The sequence below is a fragment of the Pseudaquabacterium terrae genome, from assembly GCF_013266755.1.
Lineage (GTDB): Bacteria > Pseudomonadota > Gammaproteobacteria > Burkholderiales > Burkholderiaceae_C > Pseudaquabacterium > Pseudaquabacterium terrae.
Genome location: NZ_JABRWJ010000003.1, coordinates 644322 through 664404, shown reverse-complemented (window position 1 = coordinate 664404; position 20083 = coordinate 644322). Strand labels below are relative to the sequence as shown.

General features: G+C 71.4%; 13 protein-coding genes. 3 read left to right on the top strand and 10 right to left on the bottom strand.

What is annotated here, in order from left to right:
• Window positions 1-3: 3 nt before the first annotated feature.
• The 4 genes from HLB44_RS12160 to HLB44_RS12145 are packed head-to-tail and all read right to left on the bottom strand — an operon-like array spanning window position 4 to window position 7068.
• Entirely contained in the window at window positions 4-2940 is a 2937-nt protein-coding gene (locus HLB44_RS12160; protein ID WP_173122830.1) for an ATP-binding protein, read from the bottom strand.
• The gene (locus HLB44_RS12155; protein ID WP_173122829.1) at window positions 2937-5513 is read right to left on the bottom strand and encodes a TonB-dependent receptor; all 2577 of its coding nucleotides are present in this window, start codon (window positions 5511-5513) and stop codon (window positions 2937-2939) included. Before HLB44_RS12155 ends, HLB44_RS12160 begins: the two co-directional genes overlap by 4 nt.
• The gene (locus tag HLB44_RS12150) at window positions 5510-6601 is read right to left on the bottom strand and encodes an ATP-binding response regulator (RefSeq protein ID WP_173122828.1); all 1092 of its coding nucleotides are present in this window, start codon (window positions 6599-6601) and stop codon (window positions 5510-5512) included. The genes HLB44_RS12155 and HLB44_RS12150 overlap by 4 nt, the downstream gene beginning before the upstream one ends.
• 11 nt (window positions 6602-6612) lie before the next feature.
• The gene (locus HLB44_RS12145) at window positions 6613-7068 is read right to left on the bottom strand and encodes a response regulator (RefSeq protein ID WP_173122827.1); all 456 of its coding nucleotides are present in this window, start codon (window positions 7066-7068) and stop codon (window positions 6613-6615) included.
• A 307-nt stretch (window positions 7069-7375) separates the two neighbouring features.
• Here HLB44_RS12145 and HLB44_RS37840 point away from each other — a divergent pair, with 307 nt between their 5' ends.
• The 3 genes from HLB44_RS37840 to HLB44_RS12130 are packed head-to-tail and all read left to right on the top strand — an operon-like array spanning window position 7376 to window position 11326.
• Complete coding sequence (locus tag HLB44_RS37840) at window positions 7376-8962, top strand: methyl-accepting chemotaxis protein (protein ID WP_281375146.1); 1587 nt, start codon at window positions 7376-7378, stop codon at window positions 8960-8962.
• A complete protein-coding gene (locus HLB44_RS12135) occupies window positions 8949-9242 on the top strand; it encodes a hypothetical protein (protein ID WP_173122826.1) in 294 nt (97 codons plus the stop codon). Before HLB44_RS37840 ends, HLB44_RS12135 begins: the two co-directional genes overlap by 14 nt.
• Window positions 9239-11326, top strand: coding sequence for a putative bifunctional diguanylate cyclase/phosphodiesterase (locus tag HLB44_RS12130; RefSeq protein WP_173122825.1), 2088 nt, complete (start codon window positions 9239-9241; stop codon window positions 11324-11326). Before HLB44_RS12135 ends, HLB44_RS12130 begins: the two co-directional genes overlap by 4 nt.
• 4 nt (window positions 11327-11330) lie before the next feature.
• Here the strand turns inward: HLB44_RS12130 and HLB44_RS12125 are convergent, their stop codons facing one another.
• From HLB44_RS12125 to HLB44_RS12100, 6 genes are all read right to left on the bottom strand, one after another.
• Entirely contained in the window at window positions 11331-12020 is a 690-nt protein-coding gene (locus tag HLB44_RS12125) for a response regulator transcription factor (protein ID WP_173122824.1), read from the bottom strand.
• An 8-nt stretch (window positions 12021-12028) separates the two neighbouring features.
• Complete coding sequence (locus HLB44_RS12120) at window positions 12029-13219, bottom strand: hybrid sensor histidine kinase/response regulator (RefSeq protein ID WP_173122823.1); 1191 nt, start codon at window positions 13217-13219, stop codon at window positions 12029-12031.
• Window positions 13220-13305: 86 nt separating this feature from the next.
• A complete protein-coding gene (locus tag HLB44_RS38170; protein ID WP_173122822.1) occupies window positions 13306-14487 on the bottom strand; it encodes an ATP-binding protein in 1182 nt (393 codons plus the stop codon).
• A gap of 36 nt (window positions 14488-14523) precedes the next feature.
• Window positions 14524-17151 carry an ATP-binding protein gene (locus tag HLB44_RS12110; RefSeq protein ID WP_173122821.1) on the bottom strand — a complete coding sequence of 876 codons (2628 nt, stop codon included), beginning with the start codon at window positions 17149-17151 and terminating at the stop codon, window positions 14524-14526.
• A 10-nt stretch (window positions 17152-17161) separates the two neighbouring features.
• Complete coding sequence (locus tag HLB44_RS12105) at window positions 17162-18757, bottom strand: ABC transporter substrate-binding protein (protein ID WP_217283619.1); 1596 nt, start codon at window positions 18755-18757, stop codon at window positions 17162-17164.
• Between the two features lie 81 nt (window positions 18758-18838).
• Window positions 18839-20002, bottom strand: coding sequence for a sensor histidine kinase (locus HLB44_RS12100; RefSeq protein WP_217283618.1), 1164 nt, complete (start codon window positions 20000-20002; stop codon window positions 18839-18841).
• Window positions 20003-20083 lie beyond the last annotated feature (81 nt).

The window sequence follows — 20083 nt, the reverse complement described above, 5'->3', positions numbered from 1 at the left end:
GCCTCAGTTCTTGTCGGACTCGGCCGTCTCGGCATCGGCCGCCGGCTGACCCTGCAGCTGCGCGGCATGGAAGCCGATGAATTCGCTCACCGCCTGCGAGCGGAAATCGAGCGCCAGGCCGCGCAGGTGCTGCGCGAACGCAGCGAAGCGCGGATCGGCCTGCTCGAGGTCCTGCGCTTGTTCGCGGATCTGGCGCATGTCGCCGATGCGCGCCAGCCCTTGCAGGCGCTCCAGCTCTTCGAGCGGCGGCACGGTCCACTGCTGCGCTGCGGACTGTGCCTGCGCCGGCGCCAGCGGCTCGCGCGGCGCTGCGGTCTCGCGCGCCGCTGCGGCAGCCGTCTCCGGCGGATCGCAGCGCATGAGCTCCAGCTCGAACCAGAACCGGCTGCCGACGCCGAGCCGGCTGTCGACCTGGATGTCGCCGCCCATCAGGCGCACCAGCTGCCGGCTGATTGCCAGCCCGAGCCCCGCGCCGCCCTGGCGGCGGCGGTCTTCGGCGACCTGCTCGAAGGGCTGGAACAGCTTGGCCAGCTGCAAGCCCGACATGCCGATGCCGGTGTCCTCGACCTCGAAGCGCAGGCGCGCGCCGTTGCGCGGCTGGCGCGTTCCGGCCAGACCCACGCGCAGCGTGACCTGCCCCGAGTCGCTGAACTTCACCGCGTTGGACAGCAGGTTCAGCAGCACCTGGCGCAGGCGCAGATCGTCCAGTCGCAGCGCCGGCGGCAGGTCCGGCGCCAGCACACGCTCGAGCTGCAGCCCCTTCTGCTCGGCCTTGACGGCGATCATCTCGCTGACTTCGTGCAGGTACTCGGTCAGCCGCACCGGCGTCGGGCTCAGCTCGAGCCGGCCGGCGTCGATGCGCGACATGTCGAGCAGGTCGTTGATCAGGTTCAGCAGGTGCTGACCGCTCTGCTGGATGATGCGAACGCAGCGCTCCTGCCGCTCGGTCAGCACCGACTCGGCGGTCAGCATCTCGGCGAAACCGAGGATGCCCGACAGCGGCGTGCGCAGCTCGTGGCTCATCTGCGCCAGGAAGTCGCTGCGCAGCTGCGCCAGGCGCTCGGCCTCGGCCAGCGCGACCTCGCGCGCCGCTTCGGTCGCCTTGCGCTCACTGATGTCCTGCGCCACGCCGACGGTGCCGAGCAGGCTGCCGTCCTCGTCGTTGACCGGTGCCTTGAAGACCTCCATCCAGCGCGTGCCCTGCGCATCGTCGAAGGCCTGCTCGATCACCGTGCGCTCGCCCGAGGCCATCACCTGCGCATCGTCGAGCAGCGACGCTTCGGCCGCGGCACCGGGCTGCAGCTCGACGTCGGTGCGGCCGACGACGGCGTCGACCTCGAGCCGCTGCGCCTGCGCGTGCGCGCGGTTGGTCACCAGGTAGCGGCTCTTCGTGTCCTTGAACCAGGCCCACATCGGCAGCATGTCGATCAGCGTGCGCAGGTAGCGCGCCTGCTGCCGCAGCGCCGCGGTGCGGTCGCTGACGCGCTGCTCGAGCTCGGCGTTCAGCACGCGCACCGCGTTCTCCGACGACTGCAGCTGCGCGTTCAGGCGCTGCAGCTGGCGATGCGCCTGCCGCGAGCGGTGCACGACCACGGCCGTGCCGACCAGCGCCAGGCCCACGGCGACCAGCAGCGTGCCGAGCCAGCGCTGCTGCAGGTCGTGCTGCAGCAGCTGGGCCTGCTGCTGCTCGGTCTGGCGCGTCAGCCGGTCGATCGCGCGCTGCTTGCTCTCGCTCTCGTAGCGCTGCGTCAGCTGCAGCATGCGCGCGCCGGCCTTGTCGTGCACCGACTTGCGGGTCATCTCGGCGGCCTCGACGGCCAGCTCGTAGGCGCGGCGGTGGTCGCCGCTCGCGGCGGCGATCGACGACAGCCGCGTTGCGCTGCCGCTCAGGTAGATCGGATGGTTCACGCGTTTGGCCTGAGCGTGGGCCTGTTGCGCATCGATGCGGGCGCGGGCCATGTCGCCGAGCTTCTGGTAGACGCTGCTGCGGGCATTCAGCGAGAACCACAGCCCGATCGGGTTCGGATGACGCGCGTAGATGGCGATCGATTCGTCGAGCGGCGGCAGCGCCTGCGCATGCCGGCCGGCGGCGGTCAGCGCGTTGGCCACGCCGTACAGGCCGAAGCTGATCGCGAACGGCGCGCCGACCTCGCGATGCATCGCCAGCGCCTGGCGCGCCAGCTGCTCGGCCCGCGCGTGTTCGCCCTTGTTGGCCAGGTCGCCGCCCATGCCGGCGATGGCGAAGGCCTCGAGCATGCGCGAGGGCACGCGGCGCGCCTGGGCGGCCACCTGCTCCAGATGCTCGAGCGCTTCCGTCTGCCGCCCGCTCTGCCCGAAGGCCAGCGCCAGGCCCTGGTGCGCATAGGCCAGCGCCAGCGGGTGGCCGGAGCGGCGCGCGATCTCCATCGCCTGCACGGCGACCTGCACTGATTCGTCCATCTGCTCGAAGCGGCGGTACATCACCGTCAGCCGCAGCATCGCCTCGGCGAGCAAATCCGGCCGGTCGGTGCCTTCGAGGGTGACGACCGCACGCTGCGTCGCCTTGACCAGCTCGTCGAGCCGGCCCTGGTTGACCGAGTTCAGCACCATGCTCAAGTCCGACTCGGCCTGGCCGATGCGGTCGTCGTGCCGCGAGGCCAGCGCGAAGGCCTCGGCCGCATGCTGCTCGGCCGGTTCGGTCAGGCCCATGTAGGTCTCGGCGCGCGTCAGCACGTTGAGCGCGCGAACGCGATCGGCCGGGGTCGCCGTCGGCGGCAGCGTCGCCTGCAGCCGCCTCGCTTCGTCGAGGGCGCGCGGCACGTCGTTGTCGGCCAGCAGGCGCACGCGGGCGGCCTCGGCGCGCCAGTCCTCGAGCGGCCCGGCCGACGCGCCGGGGCCTGCGGCGGCACCGGCCAGCGCCAGCAGCGCCGGGGCGAATCGACACCACCAGCGTTGCTTCATAACTGCAATGTGACGCGGGCGCCGAGCTGGCGGTCGTTGAGCAGGCTGGCCTGGGGGCGCGTCGGCACGCCGAAATACGCGTCGCGCCGCGTGCGCAGCAGGTTGGTGCCTTCGAGCGCGACGCTCACTTTGTCGGTCAGACGCAGCCCGATCGACGCGTCGAGCCAGCCGTAACCCTGGGTGGTGTTCGCCAGCACGCCGAGGCCGACGACGCTGGTCGTGCCGCTGACGAAGCTGCTGCGCCGGTTCCATGCCAGCCGCGCCGACCAGGGCCCATGCTCGTACAGGCCGATCAGGTTCGCGCTGCGGCGCGACAGGTTCTGCAGCGGCACGCCGGTGCCGAGCAGGCGGTCGTTGGTGCGGCTGTCGATCCACGTGACGTTGGCCTGCACGCCGAGGCCGCGCCAGGCGCCCGGCAGACGATCGAAGAAGTGCTGGCCGCCGAGCTCGAGGCCATCGATGCGGGCGGCGTCGCTGTTGCGCGGGCGGCTGACCTGGTAGGTCTCGCCGTCGTGGGTTTCCGGCGCGCTGTGGGTCGCCGGAAAGCCGTCGACGCGCTTGGCGAACAGCGTCGCGTGCAGCGCGCTCGACGGCCCGGCGTAGTGCTCGATGGCCAGGTCGAGGTTCTTCGAGCGCATCGGCCGCAGCTCGGGGTTGCCGGCCATGCCCTGGTTCAGCGACGGCGTGATCGGATTGCGCAGCAGCGACAGCGAGGGCGACAGCTGGTCGAAGCCCGGTCGCGTCAGCGTGCGCGACGCCGCCAGCCGCAGCAGCAGCTCGGGCCGCCAGGCCCAGCGCAGGTTCAGGCTCGGCAGCAGATCGGTCGTGCGGTGCTCGAGCTGCAGCGGCTCGATGCGGCCGCTGGGCTGCACGGTGCGGCTGCCGGACACGCTGCTGCGCGTGTGCAGCAGGCGCAGCCCGAGCTGGCCGTCGAGCGTGTCGGCGCTGAAGCGGCCCATCACGTAGCCGGCATCGCCGTGCTCGCGGATCTGCCACAGGCTCAGCGCCGCGGCGCTGGTCGGCAGCGGCGTCGTGATGCCGAAGGCCTCGCGCAGCGCCTGCGCATCACGCGCGCCGTCGAGCCGGCCGGTCAGGTAGCGGCCGATGCTGGTCGAGCCGGGCATGAAGTCGTCGTAAGGGTTCGGCTGCACCCGCGCCGGCGTGGCGGCGGCGGCCGGGCCGTTCAGGGGGGCGTCGGCAAAGATCAGCCCGGGCGTGTTGCCGGCTTCGCGGCGCGCGCTGCGCAGGCCGGCACTGAAACGCTGCCACCAGGCGTCGGGACGCTGCCAGGCCAGGTCGACCCGCGCCGCATCGAGCGTGCCCTCGAACACCCGCGTGCGGTAGGCGAGCAGCGTGTAGCGCAGCGCGTTCGGGTCGAGCAGGTCGGTGCCGCTGATGCGGGTCGCCGGCACGCTGCCCGACAGGTCGTGCGTGAAGCGCGCCGCCCGGCCGCCGAAACCGGGGCCGCTGAAGTAGAGGCTGTTGAAGCTGCGCGTGTGGCTGACATCGGCGCTCCAGCTCAAGACGGGGCCGCTGTGCCGCACGCCGATCGCCGCCTGCTGCAGGCGGTCGACCGTGTCGCGCGCGAAGCTGAGGACCGACACCGGCGCGTCGAGCCAGGTGATGCGGCGCACGTCGCTGCTGCCGTCGAACAGCTGCACGCTGCCGGGCTCGACTCCGGTGCCGGCGGCGACGTTGATCTGCTGCGAGTCCTGCCGCGTGTGGAACTCGACCAGGTGGGCCTCGGCCTGCAGCTCCAGGCCCTCGGGCAGCCGCCATTGCGCGATCAGCGTGCCGGCGCCGCGGCGGCGCGTGCCGACGCTGCTGGTCTCGCTGGTCGAGCCCGGCACGGTCACCGCGCGGTCCGGCAGCAGGTCGCGCCGCAGCTGCGGCGCGCCGGTGCCCTTGCTGTCCTCGCGGAACGCGCGCTCCTGCAGCGAGCCGTTGAACAGCAGTCCGAGCTGGTGCCCGCCGCCGAGCGGCCAGCGCCGGCTGACCAGCACCGAGCCTTGGGCCTCGCCACGCTGCACCAGGTCGCCGTGGATGGCGCGCGCCGACAGCACCGTGGCCGCGCCAGGGAAGTCGAACGGCCGCCGCGTGCGCAGGTCGACCAGCCCGCCGATGCCGCCTTCGAGCTGCTCGGCCGAGGCCGACTTGAAGACCGTGGCCGAGGCGATCATCTCGGCCGGCAGGTCGGCGAAGTCGAGCGTGCGGCCGGTGCCGGCGGTGAAGATCTCGCGCCCGTTCAGCGTGGTCTCGACCTGCGTCAGCCCGCGCACCGTCAGACCGAACCCTTCGCCGCGGTCGCGCGTGGCCTGCACGCCGGTGATGCGCTGCAGGGCCTCGGTCAGGTTGAAGTCCGGCAGCTTGCCGATCTCGTCGGCGACGATGGCATCGCTGACCTCGTCGCGCTGGCGCTTGAGCGCCAGGCCCGCGGAGAGGCTCTCGCGCTTGCCGATCACGACGACGCTGGCGGCCGGTTCCTGCGTCTTGCCGTCCGGTGCGACGGCGGCCAGCGCCAGCGCCGGCAGCAGCCGGTAGCGGCGCCGGCGCGGCGACGGCCACCGCCTCATGCCGCCACCGGCGCGAGGTCGACCTCGAAGGCGAAGCGGTTGCCGCCGCCTTCACGCGCAGACGCGCGCAGCTCGCCGCCCATCAGCCGCACCAGCTGGCGCGAGATCACCAGCCCGAGCCCGGTGCCCTGGCAGCGCTGCAGGCGCTCGCCGACCTGTTCGAAGGGCTGGAACAGGCGCGCGCGCTGCTCGTCGGTCAGGCCGGGGCCGGTGTCGTCGACCTCGCAGCACAGGCGACCCGGTGTCGCGGCGCGCAGGCGCAAGGTCACGGCGCCGGCCTCGGTGAACTTGACCGCGTTGTCCAGCAGGTTCAACAGCACCTGGCGCAGCCGTTGGTCGTCGCCGTGCATCTGGCGCGGCAGCTCCGGCGCGAGCTCGACCTGCAGCGCCAGGCCCGGCTTCTGCGCCGCCTTGACGCGCGCGATGCTGGTGACGATCTGCACCAGCGGCTCGAGCTCGAACGGTCGCGGATCGAGCTCCAGCCGGCCGGCCTCGTCCTTGGCCAGGTCGAGGATGTCGTTGATCAGCCGCAGCAAGTGCTCGCCGCTGTTCCTGATCAGCCCGGCGGAGCGGCGATGCCGGTCGCTCAGCGTGTCGTCCAGCTGCATCAGCTGGGCGAAGCCGAGGATGCCGTTCAGCGGTGCGCGCAGCTCGTGGCTGATGCCGGCGAGGAAGCGGCTCTTCGCATGGTCGGCCTGCGCGCGGCCGATCGCGCGGCGGATCGTGCGCGCCAGCGCCGGTGCATCGATCTGGCCCTTGACCAGGTAGTCCTGCGCGCCCGCTTGCAGCGCCTGCAGTGCGAGCTCCTCGTCGCCCTGGCCGCTGAAGATCACCAGCGCGGCGCGGCACGGGCCGTCGGCCAGCAGCCGGTGCAAGGTCGGCAGGCCGTTGCTGCCCGGCAGGCCCAGGTCGAGCAGCACGACGTCGACCTCGTTGGCGTCGAGCCGCTGCCGGCCCGACTCCAGCGTTTCGCTCCAGACCAGCTCGCAATCCAGGCCCTCGGCGCCCATGTCGCCGACCATCTCGGCCAGCAGCCGGGCGTCGGCCGGGTTGTCCTCGATCATCAGCACGCGGATCGGAGCGGACATGGGGCCTCCTTTCAGGGGGACGACGACGGCGGCAATCGCACGACGGTGAACCAGAAGTCCTCGATCGCCTGCACGATGCGGATGAACTGCTCGAGGTCGACCGGCTTGGTGACGTAGCAGTTGGCGTTCAGGTGGTAGGCCCGCAGCACGTCTTCCTCGGCCTGCGAGGTCGTCAGCACGACGACCGGGATGATGCGCAGCGCCTCGTCGGCCTTGATGTGCGCCAGCACCTCGCGCCCGTCCATGCGCGGCAGGTTCAGGTCGAGCAGGATGATGTCCGGGCGCGGCGCGTCGTCGAACGGCGGCCGGCGGTGCAGGAAATCCAGCGCCGCGAGCCCGTCCTCGACGACGTGCAGCCGGTTCCAGACGCGGCCGTCCTTGAACGCCTCGCGCGTCAGGCGCACGTCGCCCGGGTTGTCCTCGACCATCAGAATCTCGATGGCGCGCATGTTCTCGAACCCCGGCATGTGCGTGCTCCCAGGCGCAGGCAGCGCCTCGAAGCAACTATAGGACGGCCCTTGAGCGCACCGGGATAGGGCAACGACCAGCCCCCCGCGTGTCGGTGCCGAGGTTGCGTTGGCCAGAGATCGCCGCTTGTTCGTTGACATGATCAATAGAGCATGTATTTGATCATAATTCTAGTCTTTGATCAGATCTGATTCAATGGATCATTTTGCAGTCGAGCCGGACGTTGTTGTTCGGGCCGGCCTTCCGGTGCGGGTTGCGACCGCCGCCCGGGGGGAATGACTGCGGCCGCACTGAAGGAGATCCCTGATGGTTAGGACGATGACGGTGCGCATGCAGCTCGGGCTGGCGTTCGGCGCGCTGACGGCGCTGATGGTGCTGGTGTCGCTGCTGTGCCTGCGCGCTCTGGGCGAGGCCAACGCCGACTTCAGCCACTTCGTGCACGAGCAGGTGGAACAGGATGGGCTGGCGACCGAGGTGCGCCTGGCGGCGAACCGGCGCGCGATCGCGATCCGCAACGTGCTGCTGGCCGACGAGCCGGCCGAGCGCGCCGCCGACGTCAAGTCGGTCGGCGCAGCCCAGGAGGACCTGCAGAAGGCGCTGAACAAGCTGGGCCAGCGCGTGCGCGCCGGGCAGGACAGCGACTCGCGCCCGCGCGACATGGTGACCGAGATGGAGCGCATCGAAACCGCCTACGCGCCGGTGGCGCGCGCGGTCGTCGAGCAGGCAAGCGCCGGCAACCGCGATGCGGCGTACGCGCAGCTCAAGCGCCAGGGCTTGCCGCTGCTGGAAACCTTGCGCAAGGTGACGAACGACTTCGGCGAGCACATCGAGCAGCAGGCGAAGAAGGAGGTGCAGGGCGCCGAGGCGCACTACGCCGCCAACCGCTGGATGCTGCTGCTGGTCTGCGCGCTCGCCGCCGGCGGCTCGGCGCTGCTGGGCGTGCTGATCACGCGCGGCCTGGCCGGTGCGCTGGGCGCCGAGCCGGCCGAGCTGAGCGCCGCCGCGCAGCAGGTCGCCGCCGGCGACCTGAGCCCGGTGCCGGGGGCCGACCGCGCCCGCGCCGGCTGCGTGCTGGCGTCGATGGGACAGATGCAGCGCAACCTCGTCACGCTGATCGGCCAGGTGCGGCGCAGCGCCGATTGCATCGCCACCGCGTCGGCGCAGATCGCCACTGGCAATGCCGACCTGTCGGGCCGCACCGAGCAGCAGGCCAGCGCGCTGCAGGAGACCGCCGCGTCGATGCAGCAGATGACCGCGACCGTGCGCACCAATGCCGACAGCGCGCGCCAGGCCAACCAGCTGGCCAGCGCGGCGGCCGCGGTGGCCGGCCGCGGCGGCGCGGTGGTCCAGGAAGTGGTGGCGACGATGAAGCAGATCAGCGACGCCAGCACGCAGATCGCCGACATCATCGGCGTGATCGACGGCATCGCGTTCCAGACCAACATCCTGGCCTTGAACGCCGCGGTGGAGGCGGCACGCGCCGGCGAGCAGGGCCGCGGCTTCGCCGTCGTCGCCGGCGAGGTGCGCACGCTGGCGCAGCGCAGCGCACAGGCGGCGCGCGAGATCAAGGTGCTGATCGGCAACTCGGTCGAGAAGGTGCACGGCGGCAGCGCGCTGGTCGACCAGGCCGGCGCGACGATGGCCGAGATCGTGCAGCAGGTCGGCCGCGTCACCGACCTGATCAGCGAGATCGATGCCGCGACCACCGAGCAGAGCACCGGCATCACGCAGGTCAACCAGGCGGTCGTCTCGCTCGACAACGGCACGCAGCAGAACGCCGCGCTGGTCGAGGAGAGCGCCGCGGCCGCCGAGAGCCTGCGCCAGCAGGCCGAGGGGCTGACCCGCGTGATCGGCGCCTTCCGCCTGCAGGAGCCGGTGCATGTGGGCGGCTGACGAGACCGAGGCCCAGGTGATGCGGCGCATCGTGGCGCGGCTGGCGATCGTCGCGGTGCAGGGTGAACAACTGCAGATGATGTGCGACGAGCTCGAGCCGCTGCTGCGCCTGCTGCGCCAGGAGCCGCGCCTGCAGCCGACCGCCGCGCTGCTGGAGGCGACGGTCGAGACGGTGTCCGGCGTCGCGCGAGACATCGCGGTGGTGACCGAGACACTCGGCAGCGGCCTGCAGCCGACGCGGCCGCCACGGCGGCCGGTGTCCGGCGGAGACGCCTCATGAGCGATCTGGTGAACGTCGCCGAGGCGGTGCTGCGCAGCTCGCCGGACTTGATCGTGCGCTTCGACCTGGAGCTGCGGCGCGTCTACGCCAATCCGCGCTTCGAGGAACTGACGGGGCTGAAGCCGGAGCACTACCTGGGCCGGCGCCCGAGCGAAGCCTCGCCGATCGGCGCGCTTGCACTGCCGCTCGAGCAGTGCCTGCGCGCCGCGCTGGCGACCGGCCGGCTGCAGGAGCTCGACATCGAGTGGCGCGCCGCCGACGGCCGCGCGCTGTGGCACGGCGTGCGCGTGGCGGTCGAGCGCGACGCCGCCGGCCTGCCGCGCGGGCTGCTGATGGTGGCCACCGACATCACCGCGCGCAAGCGGGCCGAAAGCGCGCTGGCGGCGCGCGAGCGCGAGTTCCGCTCGCTCGCCGAGTGCTCGCCCGACACGATCGTGCTGTTCGATGCCGACGCCCGGCTGGTCTACGCCAACCCGGTGCTGACGCGGCGGCTGAACGCGCCGGTCGACAAGCTGCTCGGCCGGCTGCCGCAGCAGCTGCTGCCGCCCGGCAACGAGGCGGCGCTGGCGGCCTACGAGTGCGTCGTGCTGCGCGTGCTCGAGCGCGGCAAGCCCGACGAGATGGAGCTGCGGCTGCGCGGCGAATCCGGCCGCTTCGAGGTGCACCAGGCGCGCATCGTGCCGGTGCGCACCGACGACGGCCGCGTCGAAGGCGCGTTATCGATCAGCCGTGACATCACGTTGGGCGTCGAGCAGCGCGAGCGCATTCGCGCGCTGGCGCTGACGGACCCGCTGACGCGGCTGCACAACCGCCAGGCCTTGTACGAATCGGTGCCGGAGATGATCCACCAGGCGCTCGCCGCCGGGCGCGGGCTCGGCGTGCTGATCCTCGACCTCGACCGCTTCAAGGACGTCAACGATTCGCTCGGCCATGCCGCCGGCGACGAGCTGCTGCGCGCGCTGGCGCAGCGCTTCGTGCAGTGCGTGCGCGCGGGCGACCTGCTGGTGCGGCTGGGCGGCGACGAGTTCGCGGTGATCGTCGGCAACGTCGAGCATCCGTCGGCGCTGGCGGCGGTGGCGGGCAAGCTGCTCGAGGCGGTGCGCCAGCCGGTGCCGCTCGGCGGCCGCACGGTGGTGCCCGGCGGCAGCATCGGCATCGCGCTGTGTCCGGCCGACGGCACGACGCTGGACGCGCTGCTGGCGCATGCCGACATCGCGATGTACCAGGCCAAGCGCGGCGGCGGCCTGCGCCATGCGTTCTACCGTGCCGAATTCAGCCTGCGCGCGCACGAGCGCCTCGCGCTGGCGCAGGCGCTGGCCGAGGCGCAGCACGGCGCCGGGCTGGAGCTGATGTACCAGCCGGTGGTCAGCCTGAGCGAAGGCCGGATCGTCGGCGCCGAGGCGCTGCTGCGCTGGCGCCATCCCGAGCTCGGCCTGCTGGCGCCCGAACGCTTCGTGCCGCTGGCCGAGGAGACCGGGCTGATCGTGCCGATCGGCCGCTGGGTGCTGGAGCAGGTGGCCTTGGCCGCGCGGCGCTGGAACGCAGGGCGAGCCGAGCCGCTGCGCGTGACGCTCAACGTCTCGACGCGGCAGTTCCTCGACGACGACCTGCCCTCGCTGGTCGAGTACACGCTGGCGTCCAGCGGCTGCCGCGGCGAGTGGCTGGGCATCGAGGTCACCGAGAGCCTGCTGCTCGAGGACAGCGACCGCGTGCAGCACGCGCTGGCGGCGCTGCGCGCACTCGGCCTGCAGGTGGCGATCGACGACTTCGGCACCGGCTACTCGGCGCTCGGCTACCTGGCGAGCTTCGACGTCGACCGGCTGAAGTTCGACCGCTGCTTCATCAGCCGCATCGATGCCGATCCGCGCCAGGCCGAGCTGGTCAAGGCCTTCGTCGCGGTCGCGCGGGCACTGCGGCTGGAGGTCGTCGCCGAGGGGGTGGAGACCACGGCGCAGGCGCGCCAGCTGCTCGCGCTGGGCTGCACGCTGGCGCAGGGCTTCCTGTTCCAGGCGCCGGTGCCGGCGACGCAGCTCGAGGTCTGGCTGCACGAATGCCACGACGAGGCGGCGCCGAGCTTCGCCTGACGCGTCAAATGGCCGTCAGCGTGCCGCGGAACGCGTAGCCGACGCGCGGCTCGACGTGCAGCGGCACGCTGGCCGGCGTCGCGCGTTCGATGCGGCGGCGCAGGCGATAGATGGCGGCGTGCAGCAGGTTGTCGGCCTCCTGCGCCGCGTCGCGGCCGAGGCGCTCGCACAGCATCGCGTGCGTCACGGTCGCGCCGTTGGCATCGACGAAGCACTCGATCACCGCCAGGTTGTTGTCGCTCAACTCGATGCGCGTGCCCTCGGGCGCGATCAGCTGGCGCGCCTTGCGGTCCAGCCGCCACGCACCGGCCTGCGCGCGACCGCCCTCGATGCGGCGCTGCACCGCCTCGATCGCCAGCGCCACCTGTTCCATGCGCACCGGCTTCATCAGGTGCATGTCGGCGCCGGTGCGCATCACCGATTCGAAGACGTCGGCATCCATGCGGCCCGAGACGACGACGATGCCGGCATTGCCGCGCCGCCGCACCAGGCGGATCAGGTCGACGCCGTCGATGCCCGGCAGCATCAGGTCGATGACGTAGAAATCGAATTCGAACGCGGCCGGCGAGGTCAGGAACTCGTCGCTGTCGTGGAACACGGTGACCGCGACGCCGCGCTGCTCGAGGAACTGCGCCAGGTAGGCCGCGTGGTCGGCGTCGTCGTCGATGATCGCCAGGGTGGCGGGAAGGGCCATCGTGAGGGTCAGATGCCTTGCGGAATGTGCACCCGCACGATCGTACCGTGCGGCACGTTGGCATCGATCGTGATGCTGCCGCGGTGCATCTGCACCACCTGCCGCACGATGTACAGCCCGAGCCCAGCACCGGTGCCGGGGCGCGCGCGCGGCCCGCGCGTGCCGCGCTCGAACACCGTCGGCAGCAGGGCGGCCTCGATGCCGGCGCCTGCGTCGGCGACCTCGAAGCACAGCGCCGGCGGATCGTCGCCGTCGGCGATGCGCAGCTGCACCGGCGCGGCCGGGGGCGAGTACTTCAGCGCGTTGACCAGCAGGTTGCACAGTGCCAGCCGCATCAGCATCGGCTGCAGCTGCGCGGTGCGCAGCTCGCTGTGGTTGGCGACGACGATGCGCGCGCGGTCCTCCGGGCCGATGTCGCCGAGCACCAGCGCGATGAGCGTGTCGAGGTCGGTGTCGGTCGGCTCGCCGTGGCCGCCGCTGGTCAGCAGCAGCGCGGCGGCCAGCGCGTTGTTCAGCGTGCCGATCACGTGCGTCATCACCTGCTGCGCGTGTTCCAGCGGGGCTCGCACGCCCGGCGGCACCGCGGCGCTCGGCCCGGCGAGGGTGTTGAGCGCGCTCTGCAGCGCCGCGGCGGCGTTGTGCAGCGGCTGGCGCACCTCGTGCGCGAGCAGCCGCAGCAGCTGCTCGCGCTCGTCGAGCAGGCGGCGCAGGCTTTCCGATTCACCTTCGGCGCGGCGGCGGATCGCGCGCTCGTCGGCCAGCTCGCGCGAGCGCTCGAGCTCGTTCTTCAGCACTTCCTCGGCCTGGTGGCGGCCGATCGCATAGCGGATCGTGCGCGCCAGCGCGCTCGGCTCGACGCGGCCCTTGACCAGGTAGTCCTGCGCGCCGGCCTGCAGCGCCTGCACGGCGACGTCCTCGTCGTTCAGGCCGCTCAGCACGACCAGCGGCGGCAGCCGCGGCACTGCCGTGCGCAGGCGTTGCACGGTCTCGAGGCCGCTGCTTTCGGGCAGGCCGAGATCGAGCAGCACCAGGTCGACGCCGCCGGCGCGCAGCCGCTCGACGCCGGCGGCCAGCGTCTGAACCGCCTCCAGCGCGGCCACCAGGCCAAACGCCGCCGCGTCCTGCAGCAGCGCGCCGAGCAGGCGTGCGTCGCCGGGGTTGTCCTCGATCAGCAGCAGGTGGGAGCGCAGCGCGGGCATCGAGACCTCAGTACCGCCCGGCCGTCCCGAAGGGACTGAGCGCCCCCTCGGGGGGCAGCGAACGAAGTGAGCGTGGGGGCTTCATCTCAGCGTGCATCGGCGGGCCCGGGCGCGGGCGCGGGGCGCGGCAGCGTGAACTTGAAGACCGCGCCGCCGCCCTCGGCCGGCTCGACCCACAGCCGCCCGCCATGGCGTTCGACGATGCGCTTGCACAGCGCCAGCCCGATGCCGGTGCCCGGGTAGGCGCTGCGCGGATGCAGGCGCTGGAACATCACGAAGATGCGCTCGGCGAATTCCGGCGCGATGCCGATGCCGTTGTCCTGCACCGAGAAGCACCAGGCGTCGGGCTCGCTGCGGCAGGCGATGGTGATGCGCGGCGGCGCGCTGCCGCGGAACTTGATCGCGTTGGACACCAGGTTCTGCAGCAGCTGCACCAGCTGCGCCGCGTCGCCGTGCACCCGTGGCAGCGCGCCGACCGTGATCTCGGCGCCCGCTTCCTCGATCGCCAGCCGCAGGTGCCCGCGGACGATGCGCACGACCTCGGCGGCCTCGACCGGCGCCGGCGCCCGGCCCTTGGTGCCGACCCGCGAATAGGCCAGCATGTCGTTGATCAGCGCCTGCATGCGCTTGGCGCCGTCGACCGCGTAGCCGATGAATTCGCGGCCGTCGTCGTCCAGGTGCTCGCTGTAGCGGCGCTCGACCAGCTGCAGGTAGCTGGCGATCATGCGCAGCGGCTCCTGCATGTCGTGCGACGCGGCATAGGCCAGCTGCTCGAGCTCGGCGTTCGAGCGCTGCAGCGCGGCCTGGACCGCTTCGCGCTGGGCGACCTCGCGCTGCAGCTGCTGGTTCTGCATCGCGAGCTGGCGGCGCAGCGTCGCCATCGCCAGGTGGGTCTCGACGCGCGCCAGCAGCTCGGCGCTGTCGACCGGCTTGGTCACGTAGTCGACCGCGCCGGTCGAGAAGCCGGACAGCTTGTCGCCGATCTCGGCGCGCGCACTCATGAAGACCACCGGGATGTCGCGCAGCTCGTCGTGCGCCTTCATGCGGCGGCAGGTCTCGAAGCCGTCGATGCCCGGCATCATCACGTCGAGCAGGATGAGCGACGGCCGCACCAGCAGCGCACGCTCGACCGCCTCGTCGCCGGCCTGCGCGACGACCACGCGATAGCCCCGCTGCTCCAGGCTGCTCGCCACCAGCTCGAGGTTCGCCGGCAGGTCGTCGACGACGAGGATGGTCGCATCGCTGGAGGGGTCGGTCGCGGTCGGCACGGCACGAAGTGCGGGGGGGCTGCGATGCGGGTCAGTCTAGCCGGTGGCCTGCAGCGACGTGAGCAGCTCGACGATCGCGGCCGACTCGAAGTCGTCGGTCAGCCGGCACAAGCGCGCGGCGAGCGGGCGATACACCGCATCGGCCGTCGCCAGCTGCTCGGCATGGGCGCGGATGCTGCGCATGTTGCCGATGTGGGCCAGGCGCAACAGGGCCTCGAGCGCCTGCGGCGGCGGCGCCACCAGCGGCCCCGCCGCGCCGTTGTCACCGGCCGCTGCTTCGACGACGGCCCGCTGCCACGTCAGGCCGAGCAGGCGTTCGATCTCCGATAGCAGGCGGCCGAAGTCGATCGGCTTGGGCAGGAAGCCGTTGGCCCCGAGGGCCAGGCTTTCCTGCTGGTCGGCCATCGATGCATTGGCCGACACGACCAGGATCGGCAAATCGCGCAAGCCCGGCATGCGGCGCAGCCGGCGGATGGCCTCAGCGCCATCCATCACCGGCATCACCCGGTCCATCAGCACCAGGTCGGGCAGGGCCGCCTGCACGCGGCGCAGGGCGACCTCGCCGTTCTCGGCCTCGAGCGTCTCGAAGCCGAGGCGGCCGAGGAACTGCACGATCGGTGCGCGGTTGGCATCGATGTCGTCGACGATCAGCACCTTGCGCCGCGGTCCTTCGTAGCCCGCGATGCCGGCGAGGGCCGACAGCGGCGGCTGCAGCCGCTGCGTCGCCAGCGGCAGGTCGAGGTCGAACCAGAACCGGCTGCCGCTGCCGACACGGCTTTCGACGTGAATCTCGCTGCCCATCAGCGCCACCAGCTGCCCGCTGATCGCGAGCCCGAGACCGGCGCCGCCGAAGCGCCGCTGCACATCGGCCGCCTGCTCGAACGGGCGAAAGATGCGTTCGAGCTGTTCGGCGTCGATGCCGATGCCGGTGTCCTCGACCGCGAAGCGCAAGCGCACGCGCTGCGCATCGGCGTCGAGCACGGTGACGCGCAGGCCGACGCGGCCGCGCTGGGTGAACTTGACCGCGTTGTTCAGCAGGTTCAGCAGCACCTGGCGCAGGCGCTTCTCGTCGGCGCGCAGCGCGGCCGGCAGCTCGCCGATGACCTCGCGGTCGAGGTGCAGCTCCTTGCGCTGGACCTCGATGCCGGCGATGTCGGTGACCGTGCGCAGCAGGTTGCGCAGATCCATGTCGTCGACGAACAGCTCGACCTTGCCGGCTTCGATGCGCGCCAGGTCGAGCATGTCGTTGATCAGCAGCAGCAGGTGCTCGCCGCTGCGCTGGATCGTGTCGAGCCCGGCGGCATGGCGCTCGTCCAGATCGGCGGTGCTGCGCAGGATCTGCGAGTAACCGAGGATCGCGTTCAGCGGCGTGCGCAGCTCATGGCTCATGTTGGCGAGGAAGCCGCTCTTCGCGCGGCTCGCCGACTCCGCGGCGGTCTTGGCTTGCTGCGCTTCGGCGTAGGCGGACTCCAGGTTTCCGATCGTCTCGGCCAGGCGCGCGGTCATCGTGTTGAAGCTCGCCGAGAGCATGCCGATCTCGTCGTGCGCCTCGGCGCGGGCGCGCGCGGCCAGGTCGCCGCCGGCGATCCGGCCGGCGACGTGGGTCAGGCGCTGCACCGGCCCGACGATGCTGCGCCGGAGCAGGAACGCCATCGCCACGCCGAAGGCGATCGCCACCAGGCCGCCGGCGACCGTCTGCGCGCGCGAGCGGCCCAGGCTGTCGCGGGCGCGTGCCAGGCCGGCCTGCAGATCGAGCTGCTGCTTCGCGGTGATCTGCTGCAGCAGGTCGAGCAGCGCCCGGGCTTGCGGTACGAGCTCGGTGCGGTACAGGTACAGATCTTCGTAGGCCCGCTCGCCGTCGAGGATGGCGCGCACCTGCAGCGCGAGCTCGGTCAGCTCGGCGCGCGCCGCGGCGATGCTGTCCAGCTGCTGGCGCTGCGCTGCGGTGAGCGCGGGCCGCCGCGCACCGAGCGCATTCCAGTCCGAGGCATTGGCCACCAGCTGCGGCGCGTAGTTGAGCTTGAAGTTGCTCTCGCCCGATGCGCCGAACGCCATCACGTTGGTGGCCAGCGCGTCGAAGGAGCTCTGGAACGAGAGCATGGCCGCCAAGGTCTCGCGATTGACCGCATCGCCGGGGCGCGCCTTCTGCAGTTCGATCATCGCCTCGGTTTCGGCCAGCGCACGCACGCGCCGCGCCTGCACGTCGATGCGCGACAGCTTCAGCGCCGGCCGGTTGCGCAGCGTGTCCTCGTGCAGCGCGAACAGCTTCGGCGGCAGCAGCTTCCAGCGCGCATAACCGTCGGTCAGCGCCTGCACGCGGCTGCGTTCATCCTGCTGCCAGCCGTCGGTCAGGCGCTGCAGGGAGGCCAGTGCCTTTTCGAACGCCTGGCGCGCCGCGTCGTACTGCTCGATGTCGCTGGCATCCGAAAGCACCAGGTAGCCGCGCAGGTGAAGCTGCATGCGCAGCAGCGCCTCCTGCGCCTGGGCCGATGCCAGCGAGGCCGGGGCGCGCACCGCCTCGCTCGATTCGATGTCGCGCGTTGCGTCGCGGCCGGCCACGAAGGCGAGCGCCACGACCAGCAGCGTCAGCCCGACCAGGATGCCGAAGCCGATGGTCAGCCTGGTGCCGATGCCCGGCTGCGCAGCTCGAAAGAAGCGGCGCATGAGCCGTCTTCTAAAAGCCCAGCGACGTCCGATAGGCCTCGCGTTGCCGCTCGCGGCCGAGCCGGATCGTGATCTCCTCGAAATCGACCACGGCGGCTTTCAGCGCCGCCGCCGGACTCAACTGCCCGCTGGCCGCCTCGACGAGGTGCAGGTCCAGCGCCAGCCAGTAGCTGTAGGCGCCCGGTATGCGCAGATAGGGGAATTGCTGCTTGTCGCTGAAGGTGCGCTGGAACGCGCCGAGGTAGTCGCGGATGTCGGCGGCGTCCCAGCCGGCGCGCAGGTAGGGCTCGGTGGTGCCGGTGCCTTCGGGCGGCAGGAAGTGAAAGCGCCGTCCCGGGTCGATGCCGTCGGAGCCGCGCGCGGCATACACCTGCGACTTCTCCTTCGCCGCCAGCAGCGACAACAGGAAGTAGGTGGCTTCAGGGGCCTTCGAGTATTTGGAGATCACGCCGGCCCAGGACGCGCCGGTCGTATTGCCGACCCGGTTGATGGCGTCGGTCTTCACCCACTTGCCCTGCACCAGGTCGTAGTACTCGTGGGTGCCGGGGATCTGGGCGGCGCCGGTCTTGCCTTTGACCTTGCTGCCGGTCTGCTGCGCCAGCGCGCCCAGGTCGCCCCAGGTCAGCGCGAAGGCCGCGCGGCCGGCAAGGAAGTGGTCCCAGCCGCGGCCGTGGTCCCAGGTCAGCATCTCGCGCGGCCCGAACTTCACCAGGTCGACGAACACCTCGAGCGCCCGCACGTGGCCGGGGCTCTCGATCAGCGGCTTCATCGTCTGCGGATCAAACCAGTACAGCCGTGCGTTGGTGGGGCCGATGACGAACGAGGCCGACAGCGACATGTAGTTGAACATGCCCTGGCTGCCGGGCTTGAGCGCCAGCACGATGCCGTGGTCCGGCACGCCGTCGCCGTTCAGGTCCTGACCCGTGAAGTACTCGGCCGCATCGCGGAACTGCGCCCAGGTCTGCGGCACGGCCAGCGCGTAGCCGTACTTCTGCCGGAAGGCCGCCTGGTGCCGGGCATCGGCGAGCAGGTCGCGGCGGAAGTACATCACCTGGCCGTCGTGGTCGTAGGCGACCATGTACTTCTTGCCGCCGTAGGACAGCAGGTTGCGCGGGCCGGGCAGCACGTCGTCGACGCTCCACTTCGGGAAGCGCGGGTCGTCGTACCACTGGTCGTAGGACAGCAGGTGCCCGCCGGCGACCATGTCGCCGATCCACCAGCCGCCGGCGATCGACGCGTCGTACTTGCCGATGCGGTTGGTCATGTCGGAGATGATGGTCGGGAAGTGCTCGATACCGGGCATGCGAACGATGTCGAGCTCGGCCCCGGTGGCCGCCTCGAATTCCTCCTCCACCTCGAGCAGTGCGATGCTGATCGCGCTCTTGGTGGCGATCACAGTCACCTTCTGGCCCGCAAACAGGCACTTGCCCGGGGCGCAGGGCGGCAAGACGCGCGGCACCGGCACGTCGCTGGGCTGAACCACGGTGACGGTGGTGCTCTCGGGCCGAGGTGGGGCTTTCGCGTCAGGCGGGTCGGCGGCGAATGCCGGCGGGACGCCGGCGACCATCAGCACCACGCACGTGCGGACGAAGCTGCTGAGCATCATGGCGGCCTCCTTCGTGACCGAGAGGGTCGGGCACCGATTCTGTGCGCTCCGGGTCCGGCGGAGAAGGGCAGGCGGATCGCCTTACCCCTTCGCCGCCGCGCGCGGCAGGGTAAACCTGAACGTCGAGCCGCGTCCCGGTGCCGACTCGACCCAGATGTGCCCGCCGTGGCGCTCGACGATGCGCTTGCACAGCGCCAGGCCGATGCCGGTGCCCGGATACTGGTTGCGCCCGTGCAGGCGCTGGAACAGCACGAAGATGCGCTCGAAGTGCTCGGGCGCGATGCCGATGCCGTTGTCGCTGACCGAGAAGTGCCAGCCTTCTTCGGTGGCCTGAGCACCCACGTGCACCTGCGGCGCCAGCTCGCCGCGGAACTTGATCGCGTTGGCGATCAGGTTCTGGAACAGCTGCAGCAGCTGCGTCGGATCACCCTGCACGATCGGCAGCGTGTCCGTGGTGATCGTGGCGCCGCTTTCCGCGATCGCGACCTGCAGCTGGATCCGGGCGGTCGAGACACACTTCGCGCAGTCGGTCGGCGCGAACGGCCGGGCCTTGGTGCTGACGCGCGACAGCGTCAGCAGGTCGTTGATCATCGCCTGCATCCGCTTGGCGCCGTCGACCGCGTAGCCGATGAACTCATGGCCATCCGCATCGAGCCGGTCGCCATAACGCTGGGCCACCAGCTGCAGGTAGCTGGCGACCATGCGCAGGGGTTCCTGCATGTCGTGCGAGGCCACGTAGGCGAGCTGCTCGAGCTCGGCATTCGATCGGCGTAGCGCCGCGGTGAGCTGCTGCAGCTCGGCGTTCGAGGATTGCAGTTGCTGCCGCAGCGCATCCAGCGTCAGGTGCGTGGCCACGCGGGCCACCACTTCGTCGGCATTCAGCGGCTTGGTCACGTAGTCCACCGCACCGACACGAAAGCCCTCGACCTTGTCGTCGGTGGCGGTGAGCGCCGTCATGAAGATCACCGGGATGTCGCGCGTCACGGCGCGCTGCTTCAGGCGCCGGCAGGTTTCGAAGCCGTCCAGGCCCGGCATCACCACGTCCAGCAGGATCAGGTCGGGATGCGTGAGCTCGGCGCGCTGGATCGCCTCGAGGCCGCTGCGCGCCACCAGCACGACGTAGCCGCGCGCTTCCAGCTGGCGCGTGATGACCTGCAGGTTGGCCGACACGTCGTCGACGATCAGGATGGACTGCGCCGGCCTGTGCTCGGCGCTCTGCGCGTTTGCCGCCATCGACTGCTTCACCGCTCGGGCTGGGTTTGAAAGCAGTCTACGCGTGCCAGGGAGTGCCGGGCACCGGTTCGCGATCGGACCGGGACACGGGTT

Coding starts and splice junctions, on each gene's coding strand:
- HLB44_RS12160 (WP_173122830.1), bottom strand. CDS start 2,940: ATGAAGCAACGCTGGTGGTGTCGATTCGCCCCGGCGCTGCTGGCGCTG.
- HLB44_RS12155 (WP_173122829.1), bottom strand. CDS start 5,513: ATGAGGCGGTGGCCGTCGCCGCGCCGGCGCCGCTACCGGCTGCTGCCG.
- HLB44_RS12150 (WP_173122828.1), bottom strand. CDS start 6,601: ATGTCCGCTCCGATCCGCGTGCTGATGATCGAGGACAACCCGGCCGAC.
- HLB44_RS12145 (WP_173122827.1), bottom strand. CDS start 7,068: ATGCCGGGGTTCGAGAACATGCGCGCCATCGAGATTCTGATGGTCGAG.
- HLB44_RS37840 (WP_281375146.1), top strand. CDS start 7,376: ATGGTTAGGACGATGACGGTGCGCATGCAGCTCGGGCTGGCGTTCGGC.
- HLB44_RS12135 (WP_173122826.1), top strand. CDS start 8,949: ATGTGGGCGGCTGACGAGACCGAGGCCCAGGTGATGCGGCGCATCGTG.
- HLB44_RS12130 (WP_173122825.1), top strand. CDS start 9,239: ATGAGCGATCTGGTGAACGTCGCCGAGGCGGTGCTGCGCAGCTCGCCG.
- HLB44_RS12125 (WP_173122824.1), bottom strand. CDS start 12,020: ATGGCCCTTCCCGCCACCCTGGCGATCATCGACGACGACGCCGACCAC.
- HLB44_RS12120 (WP_173122823.1), bottom strand. CDS start 13,219: ATGCCCGCGCTGCGCTCCCACCTGCTGCTGATCGAGGACAACCCCGGC.
- HLB44_RS12110 (WP_173122821.1), bottom strand. CDS start 17,151: ATGCGCCGCTTCTTTCGAGCTGCGCAGCCGGGCATCGGCACCAGGCTG.
- HLB44_RS12105 (WP_217283619.1), bottom strand. CDS start 18,757: ATGATGCTCAGCAGCTTCGTCCGCACGTGCGTGGTGCTGATGGTCGCC.